At 58.6% G+C, this 18,712-nt stretch carries 13 protein-coding genes; 9 read left to right on the top strand and 4 right to left on the bottom strand.

The features are described from left to right. The first annotated feature begins 173 nt into the window (after positions 1 to 173). From CIC12_RS23710 to CIC12_RS23745, 8 genes are all read left to right on the top strand, one after another. On the top strand, positions 174 to 1,355 hold the full coding sequence (locus CIC12_RS23710) for a hypothetical protein (RefSeq protein WP_168667541.1): 1,182 nt from the start codon (positions 174 to 176) through the stop codon (positions 1,353 to 1,355). Positions 1,356 to 1,532: 177 nt separating this feature from the next. After that, on the top strand, positions 1,533 to 2,891 hold the full coding sequence (locus tag CIC12_RS23715; protein ID WP_168667543.1) for a glycosyltransferase family 87 protein: 1,359 nt from the start codon (positions 1,533 to 1,535) through the stop codon (positions 2,889 to 2,891). 394 nt (positions 2,892 to 3,285) lie between these two features. Further along, positions 3,286 to 4,371, top strand: coding sequence for a glycosyltransferase family 2 protein (locus CIC12_RS23720; protein WP_168667545.1), 1,086 nt, complete (start codon positions 3,286 to 3,288; stop codon positions 4,369 to 4,371). A gap of 20 nt (positions 4,372 to 4,391) precedes the next feature. Beyond that, positions 4,392 to 5,891, top strand: coding sequence for a N,N-dimethylformamidase beta subunit family domain-containing protein (locus tag CIC12_RS23725; protein ID WP_238812851.1), 1,500 nt, complete (start codon positions 4,392 to 4,394; stop codon positions 5,889 to 5,891). Then, positions 5,888 to 7,141: an O-antigen ligase family protein gene (locus tag CIC12_RS23730; protein WP_168667547.1), complete on the top strand. Its 1,254-nt coding sequence runs from the start codon at positions 5,888 to 5,890 to the stop codon at positions 7,139 to 7,141. The genes CIC12_RS23725 and CIC12_RS23730 overlap by 4 nt, the downstream gene beginning before the upstream one ends. Before the next feature lie 72 nt (positions 7,142 to 7,213). Continuing rightward, positions 7,214 to 8,563 carry a cellulase family glycosylhydrolase gene (locus CIC12_RS23735; protein ID WP_238812853.1) on the top strand — a complete coding sequence of 450 codons (1,350 nt, stop codon included), beginning with the start codon at positions 7,214 to 7,216 and terminating at the stop codon, positions 8,561 to 8,563. 145 nt (positions 8,564 to 8,708) lie between these two features. Beyond that, the gene (locus tag CIC12_RS23740) at positions 8,709 to 10,943 is read left to right on the top strand and encodes a polysaccharide biosynthesis tyrosine autokinase (RefSeq protein WP_274597572.1); all 2,235 of its coding nucleotides are present in this window, start codon (positions 8,709 to 8,711) and stop codon (positions 10,941 to 10,943) included. Positions 10,944 to 11,083: 140 nt separating this feature from the next. Further along, positions 11,084 to 12,565, top strand: coding sequence for an MOP flippase family protein (locus CIC12_RS23745; RefSeq protein WP_168667551.1), 1,482 nt, complete (start codon positions 11,084 to 11,086; stop codon positions 12,563 to 12,565). 264 nt (positions 12,566 to 12,829) lie between these two features. Here CIC12_RS23745 and CIC12_RS23750 read toward each other — a convergent pair whose 3' ends face one another. The 3 genes from CIC12_RS23750 to CIC12_RS23760 form a co-directional block, all read right to left on the bottom strand. After that, complete coding sequence (locus CIC12_RS23750) at positions 12,830 to 14,026, bottom strand: glycosyltransferase (RefSeq protein WP_168667553.1); 1,197 nt, start codon at positions 14,024 to 14,026, stop codon at positions 12,830 to 12,832. Positions 14,027 to 14,113: 87 nt separating this feature from the next. Beyond that, positions 14,114 to 15,202 (bottom strand): glycosyltransferase family 4 protein, encoded by a 1,089-nt coding sequence (locus CIC12_RS23755; RefSeq protein ID WP_168667726.1) that lies wholly within the window; start codon positions 15,200 to 15,202, stop codon positions 14,114 to 14,116. A gap of 22 nt (positions 15,203 to 15,224) precedes the next feature. Then, entirely contained in the window at positions 15,225 to 16,370 is a 1,146-nt protein-coding gene (locus CIC12_RS23760; protein WP_168667555.1) for a glycosyltransferase, read from the bottom strand. Between the two features lie 243 nt (positions 16,371 to 16,613). On the opposite strand from CIC12_RS23760, the gene CIC12_RS23765 reads away from it, so the two are divergent. Then, entirely contained in the window at positions 16,614 to 16,781 is a 168-nt protein-coding gene (locus CIC12_RS23765; protein ID WP_168667557.1) for a hypothetical protein, read from the top strand. A gap of 796 nt (positions 16,782 to 17,577) precedes the next feature. Here CIC12_RS23765 and CIC12_RS23770 read toward each other — a convergent pair. Beyond that, a complete protein-coding gene (locus CIC12_RS23770) occupies positions 17,578 to 18,699 on the bottom strand; it encodes a porin (protein ID WP_168667559.1) in 1,122 nt (373 codons plus the stop codon). Positions 18,700 to 18,712: the final 13 nt, after the last annotated feature.

Consider the following 18,712-nt stretch of genomic DNA (forward strand, 5'->3'; position numbering starts at 1 on the left):
GCCCGGTACTTGAGGCATCTGTTCGGCATCGCACATGGCGGAGCAGCGCCGCCGGAGGCAGCAAATCGCCTTGGAGTGCGCTATCGCACAGACTTGAATTGCCGCGCCATTACGATGGCGGGATTAGTGCCGGAATCGGCTGATATATCCAGCCATGTGCTCAGGAGCTTCCAATGTCGAACCGAGTCGCGTTGCCCCGTCCTACCGCGTGGATCCTCCTGGCTTTCATCTACTACCTCGCCGCGGCGGCATCGTTCAGTGGCTTCTTCGTCAAGTGGCATTTTTCCGAGGGCGAGAAGTACTCGCTCCCGCAGATGCTGGACGGCACGGCCATACGACCGTTCGTTTATCGGCAATTGCTGCCGATGACCGCCAACGCGATCGACAGCGTGATTCCGCAAACAACCAAAACGACGTTCCTGAACAAGCTGGCCGAGGATGCGCCGGTCTCGAACCCCATTCACCGATATTTCCCGAGCGCCACCGACGCGGCCAATCCGCAGTACGCACTGCGCTATTTTCTTGTCTATGCAATGTCTTTTCTGTCGATGTTCGCGGCGCTATTCGCGATTCGGGCCGCCTGCATCGAGATCATTGGCGACAGGGTCGCGGCGACCCTCACGCCGCTTGCGATAGCCGCAGTCTTTCCGCTGATCCTGACGGAAGGCGGCTACTACTACGACATGCCCGAACTGATGTTCATGGCGCTCGGAATCTGGCTGGCGGTAAAGCGCCGGATCGTTCCGCTCGTCCTCGTCACCGCGATCGCGACGCTGAACAAGGAGTCGTACCTTCTGTTCGTGCTGACGCTCGTCCCGTTCATCGCCCTGCGCCACTCACGCAAGCAGACAATCATGCTGACCGGCGGCCTCCTCGCGCTCGCCGCAGTGGTCAACCTGTTGATCAAATTCCGGTACGCGGGCAACGCCGGCGGCGCGATGGAGTATCAACTCATGTCGCACATTCAGTACCTGATCAATCCGCGCAATTACTTCCGGATGGAGATGAACTACGGGATTCTGACGACGAAGGGATTCAACGTAGTGCATCTGCTGCTCGTCGCGCTCTTGCTGAAGGCCAGTTGGCGCGGCTTGCCGTCGGTCGTGCGTACGCACGCGTGGATCGCGCTCGTGATCACCGTGCCGCTATTTATCGCCTTCTGCTATCGGGACGAATTGCGCAATCTGAGCCTGCTGACGATGACGCTCGCGTTTGTGACCTGCACAACCATTTCGAGCGCGCTGCAGCAGGCGGCCGCGCGCGCTCAACGGCAGAGCGCACCACTGCCGGCGGCACAGGCGCGTATGCCGGCAACCCGTGAACCGGTTGCCGCGCACGAGGTAGCCCCGCGCTAACAGGACCTCTTGCGGCCGGACGCTCGTAGCGTTCCGGTTCTGCTGGCGCGCGTGATAGGTGAGATAACACACACTTCGATGAACTCCGCCATTTCATGTGGGCGCATCTTTCGTCATGCTCGACCTGCCGCCAATTTTTCTCCAGAAACATCCTGAGCCATCCGAGAGGGTCGAGCCATGTCTTCCAATGCTGCCCTGAACATGAGTGGCCCTGAAACAGGGGGCGGTTTTATCGCGAGCCGATCGCGTCGGCATCTCTTCGCGCTGGGCCTGGTTGTATTCGTCACATCGGTGGTCGAGGACATTGCGAACCGGCTTCTCGCGCACCTGGGGATCATCGGCAAGCACCCATCCGTCCTGAATTACGCATTGACCTGGGTGCGCTCGTTACGGCACCCGGGCGACGTCGACGACTCCTGGGGACCCATGCGCGCCGCGCTCGGCTGGTTTCAGCAGCACGCCGACGGCCGTCTCTACGAGCACATATTCTTCGTGGAGCGGGTCAAGTTCCAATACCCGCCGAGTAGCCTGTTGCCTCTGCATACGCTGTCGCAATGGGGGATCGCTCCGTCCAACGCGCTCCTGAACTGGATCAACTTCTGGATGGTCCTCGCCAACGTTCTGGCTGCAGGCGCGCTGGCATTTACGCTCGCGCGGCGCTCGCCGGGCCATGCGCGCCGGCGCTGGCAGTTTGCAATCATCAGTGCATTCGGCGCGCTGCTGTTTTGCCCGTTGCTCAAGGCGTTCGATCTGGGACAGTTACAGGTCTGGATCAACGCGTTGTTCGCCCTGTCCGCGCTGGCGTGGCTCCTTGGCCGCAAGGAGCTGGCAGGTGTCCTGATTGGTTTGATATGTCTGCTCAAGCCGCAGTTCGTCATGTTCATGGTGTGGGGCTTGCTAAGGCGTGAGTGGCGCTTCCTCGTGGGATGGGGCGTGGTCGCGGCGGTGGGGGGCGTCGCATCGTTTGCGGTGTTCGGCATACAAAACCATCTCGATTACGTCGCGGTGCTGCGTGCGCTGTCGCGGACCGGTGAAGCGTTCATTGAAAACCAGTCTGTCAATGGCTTGCTGAACAGGCTGCTTGCCACCGACGCGACGCCGGCCGTATGGAAGATCCACGAATTTCCGTCGTTCAATCCGATCGTCTACGCCGGCACGCTGGTTACCTCAGCCTTGATCGTCGGTGCGGCGTTGCTGGTTCCGCTGCGCGGTAAGGGGGCCTCCGGGCTGCTCGACTTCCTCGGTGCGGCGCTGTCGTTCACGATGGCCTCGCCGATCGCCTGGGATCACCACTACGGAGTGTTGCCGGTCATCTACATTGCAATGATGTTCGCGTTGCTCAACCGCAGCACGTCACGCGGCGGAGCTGTGGGGCTGGCGGTGCTATTGGTGTCGTACATCTTCACAGGGCACGGGCTCGGTGGCTCCTGCGCGCTATGGGGCGCGCTTGCATTGCTCGGCCTCCTTTACTGGGCGAATCGGGCTCCGAGCGGTGTGGCGGAGAGTGGGAGCGGCCAGCGCGAACTGGCCACGTAACCGTCGCCCCACAGTCCGGCGGACGGAATTGTCTGGCTTTGCCGGGACGACCGGGCGGGCTCGCTGTCGGGCATGTGTGCCTCCACTGTGGGCTTCCGAACGGACGGTACCGTTCGCCGCAGCGGAATATGGGAGCGTACAACGAGGGGCGTGCCGAAAAAAATCACAGGATTGCCGTCAAACGACTCGACATCGATCTGAAGTCGGAGCGGCTCACAAAGCGAACAAAGCGTCACGCGAGCGATTCGCGCGGTCCGCTTAGGTTATTCCGGAGACACGGTTTGTGATGTCTGCTGGAGCTCGTGGCAGGACGCGCCGGGGTGGTATCCGCCTCATTGCCTACGTAAAGGGCGGGGCGATTTCGAAAAATCGATATTCAAAGGTAACCCGTCCTATGAAACCAGTGGATAAAGGTAGTGGCGAGACAATTCTATCCGTGATAATTCCGGCGTATAACGTCGAGCATTATATCGGTCTGGCAATCAAATCAGCCCTCGCTCAGCCTCGCTCCGAAGAGTTCGAGATCATCGTGATCGACGACGGATCGACGGACGGCACGCTGGCTCAGATCCTCAAAATAAAGGAAGGCGCGCCAGAGCACCGTATCACCGTGATTCATCAGGAAAATCAGGGCGTGTGTGCTGCGCGCAACACCGCGATGAAGCACGCGAAGTCCCGTTATATCGCCTTTCTCGATTCCGATGATGAATGGGCGGCGAATTTCTCGGACATGATTATGCCGTTGCTCGATGCCGACACGGCGGACATCATCGAATTCAACGTGGGTATGGCGAATCCGGACGGTCGAATCGTCGACGAGCTTCAGATCGTGAACGACGCAACGGTCGGCCTGCGTACCAACAATACCGCGAGGCTGCTGGAATTCGCACGCATTTGCCAGATGCATTGCTGCCCGCGAATTTTTCGCCGCGACCTGTGGGATGGCGTGGATTTCCCAGCCGGGCGTGTTTACGAAGAATGCTCTGCAATGCCGATCGTCTATAAGCGTGCTCGCACTTTGTACGGCATTCCTGATCGGCTGTACTACTATCGTCGACGTCCAGGCAGTATCACGCAGGTCACGACACTCAAGTCAGTCGAAAGTGTTGCGCAGTTCTCAGCCGAGGCCCTGGATAAGAGCGGATCTGGACAGGATGCAGCCTATTGGCTTCTGCTGTTTCATAAGTTTTTCGCCATCCAGTGTTTTCTGACTTCGCGTGTCGACTCGTCCGTGTTTCCTGCCGCAATGAAACTCGTCGAGGCGACCGCCGCAAGGTATGGAAATTTCGCCGTCCAGCACAAAGAGCCGTTGCCCGCACTGCGCTTTCGCACACAGATCTTGGTCAACCGTCGCGTGTTCAAGGTGAAGCGAGTGATCAAGCGGGCGCTTGGCATGGAACTGCGGGCACCCGCGGTCGCACCACGGCGGATCGATCCGCCTGCTGCAAACGGCCATCGCTGGGCCGGCAACCATAAGTGACTTTTCGGGGCGCGCGAGGCATGCAACTCTATCCACTACAAACATCTTTCACCGCCGGCGAGTCGTTCGACCTCGCGGTGCAGCCGCGCAACAGATTCTCGATCGCGATCTATCAGCAACAGGACGCGGAATCGATGATCTGCGTGGGCGGGGTGGTCGCGACGGGCACGCGGGACGTAACGGCAAAGCTCATCAATGGCAAGTACGTATTCGAATCGACGCGCGAGCGCATGCCGGTTCGATTCGACACGGACTGGAACTGGCCGACGATCACCGTGAAGCCGGATATCGAGGGGCTGGAAAGCGGGGCCTATGCAGCGATTGCGTACGAGGTCGGCCCGAGCGGCGAAGCGCTGACGGATCTGGGGCGCCGCTGCATTGCGCGTCAGCCGGTCTTCGCCACGCCGCCGGACAGCGACAGCATGGCGCTCATTATCGTGCGACCCCGTTCACCGGCCGCATCGATCGCGTACGTGGTGCCGATCGCGACGTACCACGCTTACAACTCGATGGGCGGCGGCTGCTTTTACGGCGATCCGGTTCACCGCACGCACCCGCAGACGAAAGTCACGCTTCTGCGGCCGGGCGGCGGGCTGGGCGCTCAACTTGGCTATCCTGACGATGCCTATGACCGGCGCTCGCCGCGCCAGCATTTCACGCATTGGGACGCGAAGTTTATCCGCTGGCTGCGCGCGCACGATTTCGCCTGTGACTTCTACACTGATGTGGACCTGCATCGCGCCACCGACCTCGATCTGACGCGATATCGCTGCATGCTGAGCGTCGGACACCATGAATACTGGAGTCAGCCGATGCGCGACCATGTCGCGCGTTTCATTGCCGGCGGCGGCAATCTGGCCGTGTTCAGCGGTAATACCTGCTACCGCCCGGTCGATTTCGGGGCGGATGCGGACGTGAGCAATATCAAGGTAATGAACCGGCTGGCCGAATCCTGGCCGGATTACAGCGAGAGCAATCTTCTCGGGTTGAGCTACGGCTATGGCGGCGCGAAATACGGTGTCTGGAGCCGGCTCAGGCGCAAATGGGTCAAACCCGAACGCGAGCCTATCGGCTATACGGTGCGGCTCGCGGACCATTGGGTCTTCGCCGGGACGCACGTCAAGGACGCGCAGACATTCGGCGCGGAAGATCGTCTGGTCGGCTACGAGGCCGACGGCGTGCCGCCCACACCGAACGGATTCGTGACGCTGGCTGATTCGACGAAGCTCGTGGGTTGGGATGTAGGTGGCGCCGCTGCCATGGGCGTGTTTACGCCCGATCTCGGCGGTGGGGCGAACCCGGGGCAGGTGTTCAATTGCGGCACCACCGACTGGCCGCGCGTTCTGATGGATAAAAATGCTGGCAGCCACGCCATCGTTGCGCGGATTACGCTCAATGTAATGCGGAATTTCCTGGGCCTCGCTGCGCAAGACGCTTCAGTGGAAAACACAACGCTTCGCGCGCCGGTTGCGCGCGAACGCGATGAACATGCAGCGCCGATCAGTGCGGGGAACTCATGATGGGCCCGCTTTGGATATTGACCTTCTTCCTCGGTGTGACGAGCGATGTCATGTCGGGGGCGATTCGCTACTACACGTCGCTGGCAGGCGCGCCGCAGGCCATTTATTTGCCGAAGATGATGATGGCCGTATGCATCACGCTCATCGTCCTGAGACGTCCCAAGGCAAGTCACGTATTCGTATTCCTGTTCTTCGCGATGCAGATATGTGTGTCGCTTTTCAATGGCGTCACCCTCAACGCGGCGATTTTCTGGGCGTGGATGACGCTGCCGATGTTCTTTACCATGCTGGCGCCGCCAGAAGCGCTTGCGATTCTCGAGAGGCCCGGTGCACGGATGGCGGTCGTGGTCATCGCCATCGTGTGTATGGCCGGCGTGCTCGTGAACTATTTCGGCTATTTCAATCCGCTGCCCTGGGTCGGAGCGAACACCGTGGTGGACGGCACGGCGGTACACGTCACGAATTCGAACTACGTCGGAGAGGCGCCGCGTTTACCGGGCTTTGGGCGCGACAGCGCCGCAACAGGGCTCATGATCGGCCTGCTGGCCACCTGGCTGCTGCCGAGATTCCGCTCGCTCAGTCTCGTTTCGATGATGCTCGCGGTGGCGGGACTCTCGATTTGGGCCACCACCAACAAGACCTCGCTGGTTGCGCTCGTGATCGTCCTCGGAATAGATCGTTTCTGCAGGCTGGAAACCATCCGCAAAGGCGTGATCTGGGCTGCTGCGGCCGCGCTTCTCGTGCCGCTCGCTGCGTTCGCGATCTCGGCGGCGATCAATGACTCGATGTTTGACGGTGGCGCGCTCAGTTCCTTCCAGGATCGCTTCGAGCGTACATGGCCGCTCCTCTTGCAGGGCATGATCCGCGAGAACCTGATCTGGTTTGGGATCGGTCCTGGCGGGTTTGGCGCGGCGACCGATTACTACCGCAACAACTTCGGTTTCAACATCGGCTATTCAGACAATATTGCGCTGTACGCGATCGCGAACTTTGGCGTAATCGGACTGGTTATCTTCACCACTCTGTTATCTAGAATACTGTTCTCCAGTGCCTCGAGAGATAGAGTGGCGTGGACGATGATGATGTTTCTACTGATCAGCGGGATCACCACGGATATCTTTGAATCGCTCGGCTGCCTGCTCTTTTTTGGCGTCACAGCGAAGACGCTCTGGCTAGGTGTCGGCGTACAGCGCTTCCATATGCGTCCCGGTTTTGTGCTGTCCGTCAGGCATCGGAGATCGACGTTTTGATGATCCGGACACAAAAAAATGAACTGACGTTGACGGGGTGCAGTTAGCCGACGAGGGCGGCCAGGGGGGTAGATGAAAGTTCAGAGAGACAGGCGATCGGGTCGGATCGTGATTCTCCTTGTGGGCTGCGTCGGATTGGCGCTTGCGCTTGCAGGTTCATTGGCTATTCGAGCCTTTGCCATGCCGGCGGGGTCGGTGGTGATCCTGAGCGGAGTGGCAACGAAGGACGAACAGCCCTACGTCCAGCTGCCTTCGTTCGCGGCGGCTCGGGCCGATACGGGTGTGGCGATCCACGAGGTCAACGATACGCGCTTGCTGGATGCCGTGAAAGACGTGGGCTTCTCTTTTGTTCGCACGGATCTCTTCTGGGAAGACGTCCAGGCCCCCGACGGCTGGCATTTCGGCGCATACGACAAGCTGGTATCGGATGGTGCGGCAAGAGGTTTGGGGGTGCTGTTTATCCTTGGTTACAAGCATTATGAGTTCAGCCCGGATCAGCCGCCGACGACAACGAGCCAGCTTGGGGCGTTCTACACGTATGTTTATCAGTCCGCGCAACGCTATCGCGGTGCCAATGTAAGGTTCGAAGTCTGGAACGAAGAGGATCACAAAATGTACTGGCTGGCTGACCCGTCTCCCCCGAGATACCGGCACCTGCTGACGACAGCGGTGAAGGCAGCCCGCGCAGCCAATCCGAACGTCAAGATTGCGTCGGGAGGCGTGCAGCAGATCAACCGTGCATTCATTCGGGCCGTCGGTGATATTTCCAGCGCGACGCTGCGTGGCGCCGACGCGATCAGTGTGCATCCCTACCGGCAGCAAGATCCGGAGTCGGTCTTCGCCGACTACCGCAAATTGCGCGAGGACCTGGCGAACTACAAGAATGCACCGGCCATCTGGGCAACGGAATGGTCATACCCGAGCTACGGCTACAAGTATGTCTCCGGGATCGACAACGGGCATTCGCCGAAAGCGCGTGCACTCCAGGCGAGATATGCAGTGCGGCGATTTCTGGTCGACTGGATCGCCGAAGTGGGGCTCACGGCTTATTACGACATGCGCAACGACGGCACGAGCCCAACGAATCAGGAGCACAACTTTGGCCTGCTGGATGAGAACAACAACAGGCTGCCGGCTTATGACGCATCGAAGTATCTGTTCTCATTTACGGCCGATGCAACCAGTGCGAAGTACTTCATCAACGAACACGAGAGATATATCGTCCTCAAACTGGGGACCAGTGCGGGCACGGTGAAATATGTGCTCTGGTCCTATGACGACGGAGATGCATTGAAGCTGGACGCGTCGCACTTGCCGCCTCGTGCAGTCGTGACTGACATGTACGGCAAGGTTTTGACGAACACGGATTTGCTTGCAGTCCCTGAAACGCTGGGGCCGGTTTTTGTCAGCGTGCCGTCGTAGCGTTACACATACGGCGTGAATGGAAGTTCCCGGGCAGTTCCACTTGGACAGAGGTCTGGAAAGTGGAAGCTTGTGTGTTCTAACGAGGTCACCCTCGTCTTTTATCGCGGAAAATAAAATGAGTTCATACATGGGGCAATCGCCAATGGGCATAATTCCCGCCAAAAACGACGGATTTTCCGGCCTTTGGCGGAGCATCGCTCGACACAAGTTGCTATTTTCAACGATTGTCGGCATGTGCTGTCTGGCGGGCGGCCTGTACATTCTGAGCGCGACGCCGCAATACCGGGCTGACGCGCTGCTGCGCGTGCAGATCAAACCAGGCGCATCGATCAGCGCGCTGTCCGACGTATCGGGAACGATGTCCGCCGACCAGTCCGCGGACGATGAAACCGATGTTCTGAGTTCGCGCACGATCGTCGGCGAAGCAATCGCGGCAACGGGGAGTGAGACGGTGGTGCAAACGGAAAGTTACTTTCCGTTGATTGGCCGCTATTTCGCGTCGCGCCATGCTGCCGGCAACCGGTTGAGGAAACCGTTTCTGGGGCTGAGCGGATTCGCCTGGGGCGGCGAGCAACTGAAGCCAGGAATCTTCCAGGTGCCTGACGCCGCGCTGGGCGAAAAGTTTCGCGTGGTGACAGGTGAAGACGGCAACTGGACCTTGTATGACAAGGACGGCCATCAACTTGTCCAGGGCCGTGTTGGGGAAACCGCCACTTTTCAGGTCACGAACGATGATGAAGCCGCGTCCGGCAAACTGCGGATCGACGTACTGCGCGCGCGGCCGGGTATCGAGTTCTCGCTGTCCAGGCTGTCGCCGCAAGCGGCTTACGAAGACGTCAGCAGTCGGTTGAAGACTTCCGTAACCGCTCAGAATACGTCACTGCGGGACTCGTCGATGATGAGGTTGAGCTATCAGTCGACTTCAGCGCTGGGCGCGGAACGGATGGTCAACGCGATCGTCAATGCCTTCGTGAAGCGCAACGTCGACGATCGCGCTGCTCAGGCACACATGAAACTCCAAACCCTGAGCGAACGGCTGCCGAAACTGAAGGCCGAGCTGCAGACTGCGGAAGACCGCCTGAATGATTTCCGGACGCAGAATCAGGCGATCGACATGGATCAACAGGGCGCATCGCTCATCTCTCGTATGAATGGGCTCGTTGAAAGGCAAGCGCAGTTGCGACTCGACTTTGAAGACAAGCGTCAGCTCTTCGGTCCGGAAAGCCCGACGTACAGAGGACTGGTTCAGCAATTGGAGCAGGTGGGCCGCGAGATTTCGCGCACCGGCGAGCTCACGAAGAATCTGCCGGCCACCCAGCGCGAATTCGTGAGACTGTCCAGCGATGTCGCCATCAACAAGCAGATTTACACTGGCGTGCTGGCCAACGTTCAGCAGCTCGAAGTCGCGGCAGCGAGTACTGCCTCCGGCGTGAACGTCATGGACTGGGCCATTGCGCCGGAAAAGCCGTCGTGGCCGCGCAAGGCGATCATCCTGCTCGGTTCGTTCCTCGGCGGATTGTTTGCCGCAGCGGTCACGGTTCACTTCGTGTCGCTTCAGCGCAGGGAATTTCGCACACCGCAGGAAATTGACTACGTTTCCGATCTGCCGCGTCTCGCCGTGGTTGCGCGATCCAAGGCGCAGTTGCGTGGCGGCGTCGACTCGCGCAACAACCAGGATCAACCGATGAAACTGCTCGCGGTGAGCAGTCCGCGAGATCCGAGTGTCGAAGCATTGCGCGCATTGCCGAGCAGCGTGCGAGCCATGCTTGCGAAAGTCAGCAGCGACCGGACCAACAAGGTGATTCTGTTCACCGGCCCGACACAAGGCGTGGGGAAAAGCTTTGTTTCGTCAAACTTCGCCTATCTGTTGTCGCAAACCGAAGAATCCGTTCTTCTGATCGACGGCGACATGCGGCAGGGGAAACTGGGCCGTCTGCAGCAGGACCCCGCGGGGCCCGGACTCGCGGAAGTACTGAAGAAAACGGCGACGCTCGATGAAGCGATCGTGAGGCAGGACGGGACCAATCTATCGGTGATGGGCGCCGGCGACGCTTATCCGTCGAATCCTGCGGAGCTTCTCAGCAGTCCCGCTTTCCGGGAAATGCTCAGCACGCTGCGTGAAACCTACGACTTCGTGGTGATCGACTCGCCGCCGGTTCTTCCGGTGAGCGATGCCGTGACGATCGCGGCGCAAGGTTGCGATCTGGTTCTGCTCGTGTCGCGCGCCGACCATACCGGATCCCGCCAGCTGGAAGAAACGCTTCAGCGTCTGGCGAACGTCGGTGCAAACGTCGGTGGACATATTTTCAACGGCTTTCTGCCGTCGCGATATGGCGAGAATGACGAGTACGGCCTGAAAGGCGGGCGGCGTTATTGAACCCGCTCCGGACCTGATTCTGGTGGACCGCCAATCAGGTCCGGGCACACACTCCTGCAACTCGCTGATCTATAGCTGTTATTTTTTCCGAATACGCGTGCGCCGGTGCTGCCCTGTGTAGTTTGGACGATAGGAAAGTAATGTCACTACGAGAAAAAGCGATTTCCGGGGCGAAGTGGTCGGCGACGTCGATGATCCTGACGGTCAGCGTACAGTTCGTGCAGGTGGCCATCTTGGCCCGCTTGCTAAGGCCGGCCGAGTTGGGTCTGGTGAGTATGGTTTCGCTGTTCACGACGCTGGCCGACATGTTTCTCGACATGGGACTGAGCACGGCAATCGTACAGCGTAAGAACGTGACGACGCAGGAGTTGTCATCGCTGTACTGGCTCAATGTCATGTTCGGTGCGGTTCTTGGCGGGGTCTTGCTTGCCGGAAGCGGTCTCGCGGCGTGGTTTTTTTCGGAGCCTGAGCTCAAGTCGCTGATAGGTCTCGGTGCACTGTTGTTCTTCATCTCGCCGCATGGTTTGCAGTACCGGTCCCTGATGGAGCGGGAGTTGATGTTCAATATGCTCTCGAAGATCGAGGTTGCGTCCACGCTGATGCTGTTCGTCACGACGCTTGTCTTCGCGATGCGCGGCTATGGCGCTTACGCGCCGATTTTCGGTGCGCTGACCGGAACGGCATGTCGTACGCTTATGCTCAATGTAAGCGGGCGCAAGCTGCATAAACCTGCATGGCGATTCCGACTCGCGGACACGAGGTCGTATCTGGGCTTTGGCGTTTTTCAGGCCATGGACGCGATGGTGTTCTACCTGAACTTCAATTTCGGCGGCATCGTGGCGGGTCGGGCGTTAGGCGCGGCAACGCTTGGGGGCTTCAACCTCGCACACAACTGCGCCGTTGGTTTTCCGGCGCGGCTCAACCCGTTCTTCACGCGCGTACTCTTTCCTGTCTTTTCGATCATCCAGGACGACACGGCGAAGCTTCGTACGAATTACTTCAAGCTGACGGGTTTCATGGCGATGTTCAATTTTCCGCTCGTGTTTGGGCTTCTGATCGCGGGCCCCGATTTTGTCGTCAGCATGTTCGGTGCGAAATGGCTCTGGATCACACCGATCATGCAAGTGCTTTGTCTGGTAGGGGCATTCCGTTCCATAGGCCATCCGGTCACCTCGCTGATGATGGCGACGGGAAAGATCAGGTTGAGTTTCTGGTTCAACCTGGCGAAAACCGCGACGATGGTGCCCGCCATTATCGTTGGTGCTTATCTGGGCGGGGCACTGGGCGTCGCATTCGGATTACTCGCGGTCGAAGTGATCGCGTTCCTGCCGATGTATCTGCTCTTGATCAAGCGCGTGCTGGGTCCGAGTTTCGGCGAATATCTCCATGCCTGCTTCATTCCGCTGCGAATGACCGCGCCGATGGTGGCGAGCGTCTGGATCGCGTCCGGTCTGCTGCCCGGGTCCGTGCACCCTGGCGTGAAGCTCGTTCTGGAGATTGCGCTGGGCGCGGTGGTTTTCGGTGCAACCTTCCTGCTGGACCGATCGCTACTGTGCGCCGAGATCCGCGGCATTGTGCTCAAAATGGTCCGCAACGCGGCGTTGCGGCAGGGACTGCAGTAATCCTCTCTGCGTCTGAGCGTCGAACGCTTCTCGACAGAACCTCACCCGGAAAGAATCCACCGGTTCGGAGAACGGGGGCGCTGGGCGCGGAAAAGATCCTTTCGACGAACGCGTCCTGATTGATCGTGAACAGCAAACAGCAGTGCAGCCGGTAAGCCAGAAGGCCTCGATCATCACGACATCATGTCGTGATGATCGAGGCCGTAGAGATTGCTGCCTGTTGCCGTGGCTTTCTATACCACATTCCTGCTGAACCTGGGCGCGCTACTTTGTCCCGAGATCCGCGGTATTGTGCTCGAGATGGGTCGCAACGCGACGTTGCGGCACGGGCTGCAATAAGACTTCCTGCGCCTGAGCATCGAACGCTTCACGAGAGAATCGCACCCGAAAAGAATCCGTCAGACCAGAGAGCGGGTAGGCAGGTGCCGAAAAGATCTTGTCGACGAACGCGTCGTGATCGTGAACAGGAAACAGCAATTCGGCCGGCAAGTAAGAGCCGAGTGCCGATACCTGCGATGCCACGATAGGGCGCCCGGCCAGCACGGCCTCGATCATCACAAGCGGCACGCCCTCATAGGCCGACGGCAACACGACGACGTCGCTCGCCAGGATGTACGGCAGTACGTCGGATTGCGGGCCGATGATGCGAACGCAACGCGACAGAACCTCGCTCCCTTGCACAGCTTGTTGTAACTTATCCGCGTCGGGGCCGTCACCGATGATGAGCACAATACTATTCGCAAAGGCATTGGGGTGCTTTTCGATGGCAGCGAGCAGGAAGCTTTGCCGTTTATGCTGAAAGTGAATCCGGCCAATTTGCGCGCAAATGAACTTTCCGCTTTGCGGCAAGCCAAGTGAGCTACGCGCTGTTTCACGGGTAAGCGAGGAACGGCTGAATCGATTGTCGACGTAGTTTTCGAGAATCGAGGCGGGCGTGTCCGGCGCCTGCTTCCGCAGTTTTTCGCGCAGATGATCATTGAGCGTGATGTACTGGTGCGGCAGCTGGTACAACGCCCGCTTAACGCGCGATTTGACGCGTTCGGCAATGGGCGCGCCCGCTTGCGCGGCATCATCTATCAGTGGAATGTAGCTGACGGCAGTCGTGCGAGCCAGTCGCGCAGCGAGCAAACCGGTGATTGCCGACACGATCGTGCCTTGGGCGATCACGAGTTTCGTCAGATTCAGCGTGCGTAATCTGGCCGCGGTGCTCCATGACGTCGCCAGTAGCGCGAGAGGATTGCCGTGAATCGACTCGGTCGTGAACGGCAGCGAGGTGACGACGACCTGGCGATACTGGGCCGCAATGTCGCTGGCAAAATCGGACATTGGCTTATTCTGGGTGGGTACCAGAATATGAAAGCTAGCAATTCCCGGAGACTTCACAAGCGCGAGAATCAGCCGCTTGAGCATTTCTTCGTGACCGCCGTTGACACCCGAATCGCAATAAATGCCCAGCCTCACTGATGTTCTCCTTAAACTCGGAATAGGCCCGGCGGCCGCGCCGACCGGACTGAGCCCGAAAGTCGGCCGCCAGACTGCAAAGCGCAGTTATATGTTGCGCCAGGAACGATTGATGACTTGCCGGAGCATCTCGGCGCTTGAGTCCCAGCGGAATCTGGCCGCGTGCGAATAACCACGCTCGATCATGATCGATCTAATGTCGGACTTACAGAGTAGCGTGCGCATCTTGTCCGCAATATCTTCTGAAGAGAAGGGGTCGCAATAGAGCGCTGCGTCGCCGCACGTTTCCGGTAATGCCGAAGAGCGGCCCACGATAACCGGGCAGCCGCAGCGCATGGCCTCGAGCGGTGGAATGCCAAATCCTTCGTAAATAGACGGATATACGAAGCAGTGCGCATGCTGATACAGGGCTTTGAGCTTCTGGTCGTTGAGATACCCCACGGCTTTGATGTTGGGCGCGATGGCTCGCATGTCCTGAACGTCGCCGAACACGCTCGTGTTCTTCATACCAACGATCACCAGATCAATCGAAGGATCGTTGAGCTGGCGGAAGGATTCGAGAATGCGGCCAAAGTTCTTGGTGGGGTTCATGTTGCTGACCGCGAGAACGAAACGCTTCGCCACGAGGCCGTGTTCCTGCAAAACACTTGCGTCGGGTGTGATCGCATCCAGATGGTCCGCCCCAAGCGGAACGACGCTGATCCGTTCTGCCGGCACAGCGCAATGGTGCGCGAGGCGCTGCCGCGAGAAATCCGAATTGGTCACCACGCAACTCGACGTTCGCGCCAGAATCCAGAACATGAATCGGTACCATGCACGGAAGCGCCGCGAGAAATGAGCCGGCACATCGAATACCGCCGCGTCGTGCATGTAGATGACCTGGTTCAGACGAAAGATCGAGGCCGAGTTGCTGAGATTGACAATACGATGCCGGCCCGCGAATAAGGGAAGGACGAGCTGTTCCCAGAACACGCCTTTTCCAAAGCCGATCTTGACTAAATGGGTGCCGTCCACGGACTGCAGTTCCGGCTGCGGCGGAACGACAAGGGTAACGCCACCGTTGCCGGGCAGATGTCCGAGCGCAGCGATCAGCTCACGCGCCACGCGCTGTACCCCGGTCGTCTTCTGTGTAGCGAATCGACCGTTGTAGATAAATGAGGGTGCGGCAGGTTGCATGTTTTTCAACCGTAATCTCCGGTTAACTATTGACGTCATAAGGATGAGCGATGTCAACGATCAGCGGCTCATTGCGGGTAATGCGCTCGTCGGCCAGGCCGTAAAGCAGTTGCCATTCGCGAAAGATCAGGTCCATAGAAAAGCGCTCCATAGCCCGTTTTCTCGCTGCGGCGCCCATTTGCTGACGAAGCGTCGGGTTGTCACGTAGAAGGGCGAGATATTTCGCTAACTCCTCTTCGTTGGACGCCACAAAGCCGGTAACGCAATGAATGACAATGTCGCGATTGCCCACGACGTTGGTCACCACCGCGGGAATGCCCGCGACTTGTGCTTCGATTAGCGCCATCGGCATTCCTTCCCAGCGTGACGTCTGAACATAGACGTCAAGCTGCGACATCAGCTCCAACGCGCGCGCACGGGTGACCCAGCCGCTGCACGTGACCGCGTCGCCGCGGTACACGTCGGGCACTTCTTCTTCAGTCCCGCCGATCCACACGAAGCTCACGGAGGGATCGCGAAATTCATTCGCCAGCTTGAGAAACACCTCATGGTTTTTCTGGAACGAAGCGCGGCCGGTCATGCCGATCATCACCTTGTCGTCGCTTCGTTTGCAGCGCTGGGGGATTTCGTTGATATCGACGCCGTTCTCGATCAGGACAGACGAGTGCGCGTGAACCCGGCCTTTGATTTCATGAAGTTCACTACGTGAACATGCAACAATCGTTCCGCCAATGAAATTGGCGAGACGTTCAAAGCTCAAATAGGTGTACTGTTTCGCAGGCGATACATCACGCCGGAGAAAGGCGGGGCCGTGCGGTGAATAAAATACTTTGGCGTGAGGGGACGCTATTTTGGCCGCGGCTCGCCCGAGGACACCTGCTTTCGACGAGTGAAGGTGGATGACTTGCGGATTACGGACACGTAAATTTTGAACGAGCGCGAGCAGGCTCGACCAGTCTTTCTTGAAACTGATCTCTCTGCACATCGATACGTGGGTCATCTTTACTTTTGGATGAAACAGACTTTCGAAGTTTGCAGGCGTTTCTCGCCGTAACGAGTAAATCACGGATACATTGGCCCCCGCTTCCGCGGCGCGGTTGGAAAGCTCGGTCAGCATCGACAGAACCCCCCCTCCGAAGGCTTCCGTGATATGCACGATGTCTTTCATATGTCTGATCCCGTTATCGAGATTGTGGTAGGCGAGTTGGAACTGTCCAACTGAATGCGTGTTCACACGGCCCGTTTTCAATCGATGCTTCGGTGATGGAAATCATCGAAGCCCAATCATCAAATGCGGGACTTTTGCAGACCTTCCTTAGATGGAAGCACTGGCGCAGGGTGATCTTCTCCTCGCGTGAGCCATAGCTCTGTCTGATAGCGCACGCTGAAACCCGGATAGACGGATATCGGAATGGGCGTGCCGTGGGAAAACGAGTCTGCTGTTGAGCAGATCAAATCAGGCAAGAAGAAGAACGGTGACAGGCAAGACAAGCGTGCACGGTACGCGCTTGAGTTCGCGCTGCGGGCGGTGTGGCTGCTCAAAGGGGGCTCACTGCACGCCAACACTGGACGTGGCTGAACAGATGCAGTGCAACCCGGGGTGAAGGATGACGGGAAGGCGGGCAAGCGGAGTCTGAAGGGGTACGCGCGTATGTCGCACGCCTTTGTGCGGATAACGAATTGGATTCTTGCAATTCTGTGCAGCCGGCGATTTTGCAATTACATCGACTACACGTCGAGCAAGGCCTCCCGTCTTCTCGATCGGTCGATAGAGTTTGATCGCCACGTTCGGGTGTATGTGGCGTTAAGGGATGGATCTTTCGAATCGCCGCCCGAGATTCAATCTGCTGTGGCGAGATTACTAGCGAACGTGCTCGCGAGAAGATTCGTTATACGTTCGGCGCTTTCGTTTCCCTACCTCATGGCTGGCGCGATCGACATGGTGTTTGCCTTGTTGTCGTTTTCTCAGCCATTTGCACGCCAGGGGTATTCCCTGATCATCGGTTATACGCAGATAGTTCGACGTGCGTCCCGCTGAGCGGCCGTTCGCCGATCTGCAAGGGCCGACTTGGAATGGGTGGAAAAAGCCGGGCAGTCGCTGTTTTTGAAGAAAAAAAAGCCCGTCCATATGGACGGGCGAAAATACTACCCGAAGAAAGTCGGGTGGCGAAAGTAACGGACGCTATTTCCGCCTTCACTTCGCCTTTACTACTTGGTCGGGGCCCACGACGACAGTCCGACTCATCTGAACGCGGCCTTCTCAGCCGAGCCGCATCGGCCGTGTCCAGATGAGTTTCGGCGGCACATGTTCTTGCCGGCGCGCACTGCTGTTTCGCGCTGGCACAGGGGAAAAAACCGCTCTGCGTCGGGCCACCTTAGAAGCGGGTCAACATACCGACCGAACCCATGACCTGATTGCCCGTCGACGATGCGCCACCGGCGTTGTACAGAAATGCGACGTTCTTGTTGCCCGTTGCGTGCTGGTACATTGCTTCAGCATAGAGCTCCGTGCGCTTCGATAGCGAGTACCGTGCGATCGCGTTCACCTGATTCCACTTCGGATCTGCACCGTACGAGGTCGCACCGTCCAGATGTGCATCCGTGTATGCATACGAAACGCCGAGATTGAGTGCCGGCGTAACTGCGTACTTCGCGTTGAGTTCGTAGTTGTCGAAATGAGCCGAGCCGTTTTTCAGACCGAACGCGCTCGTGCCCTGGAACTGGCTGTGCGTGTAGACGAACCCCACCACAGCAGGGCCGAAACCGTAGCTCAAACCGGCGCCCGCCGTGCGCTGCACATCCGAAGTCAAGCCACCCCTGAACTCAGTCGGGTCAGCGGCACCCGTGGCATTCGAAGCGCTCGAACCATTAATCTGCAGATAAGCGGCAGCCACCTTCAACGAACCATAGTCGTAGCTTGCGCCCGCGCTGTAGGCGCGGTTGACGGCAAAGCCGTTCTGGCTGTTGCTGAACGCGTACATGCCGCCGAACTTGAAGCCGGCATAGTTGGGGCTGGTGAATTTGGCCGAGTTATTGAAGCGAACGGTATGTTGGAGGTTGTCGTTGTCGTACGGGTGCGCAAAACCCGAGTCACCAAACGTGCCAGCCGTCGCTGACAGCGGCGAGACGAAATCGACCATTGAGTCATATTGGCGCCCCAGCGTGACGGTGCCGAACTCGTTGCTGGTCAGCCCAGCATAGGCTTGTCGACCAAACATCCGGCCACCCTGACCGAGGGTGCCGTTGTTCACGTTGAAGCCATTTTCAAGCACGAAGATGGCTTTGAGGCGACTACCGAGATCTTCTGAGCCGCGCAGGCCGAAGCGGCTCCCGCTGATGTTGCCGCTCGCCAGCGCGACTCGGCCGCTTCCGCCAACGTTATTCGTATAGGCGATACCAGCGTCGACAAGGCCGTACAGCGTGACCGAGCTTTGTGCCTGTGCCGCCGATGTAGCAAGCGCAGCGGAGACAGCGAGGGCGAAGGAAATTTTCTTCATGAATTGGCTCGAG

Source organism: Paraburkholderia sp. SG-MS1 (assembly GCF_012275575.1).
Taxonomy (GTDB): domain Bacteria; phylum Pseudomonadota; class Gammaproteobacteria; order Burkholderiales; family Burkholderiaceae; genus Paraburkholderia.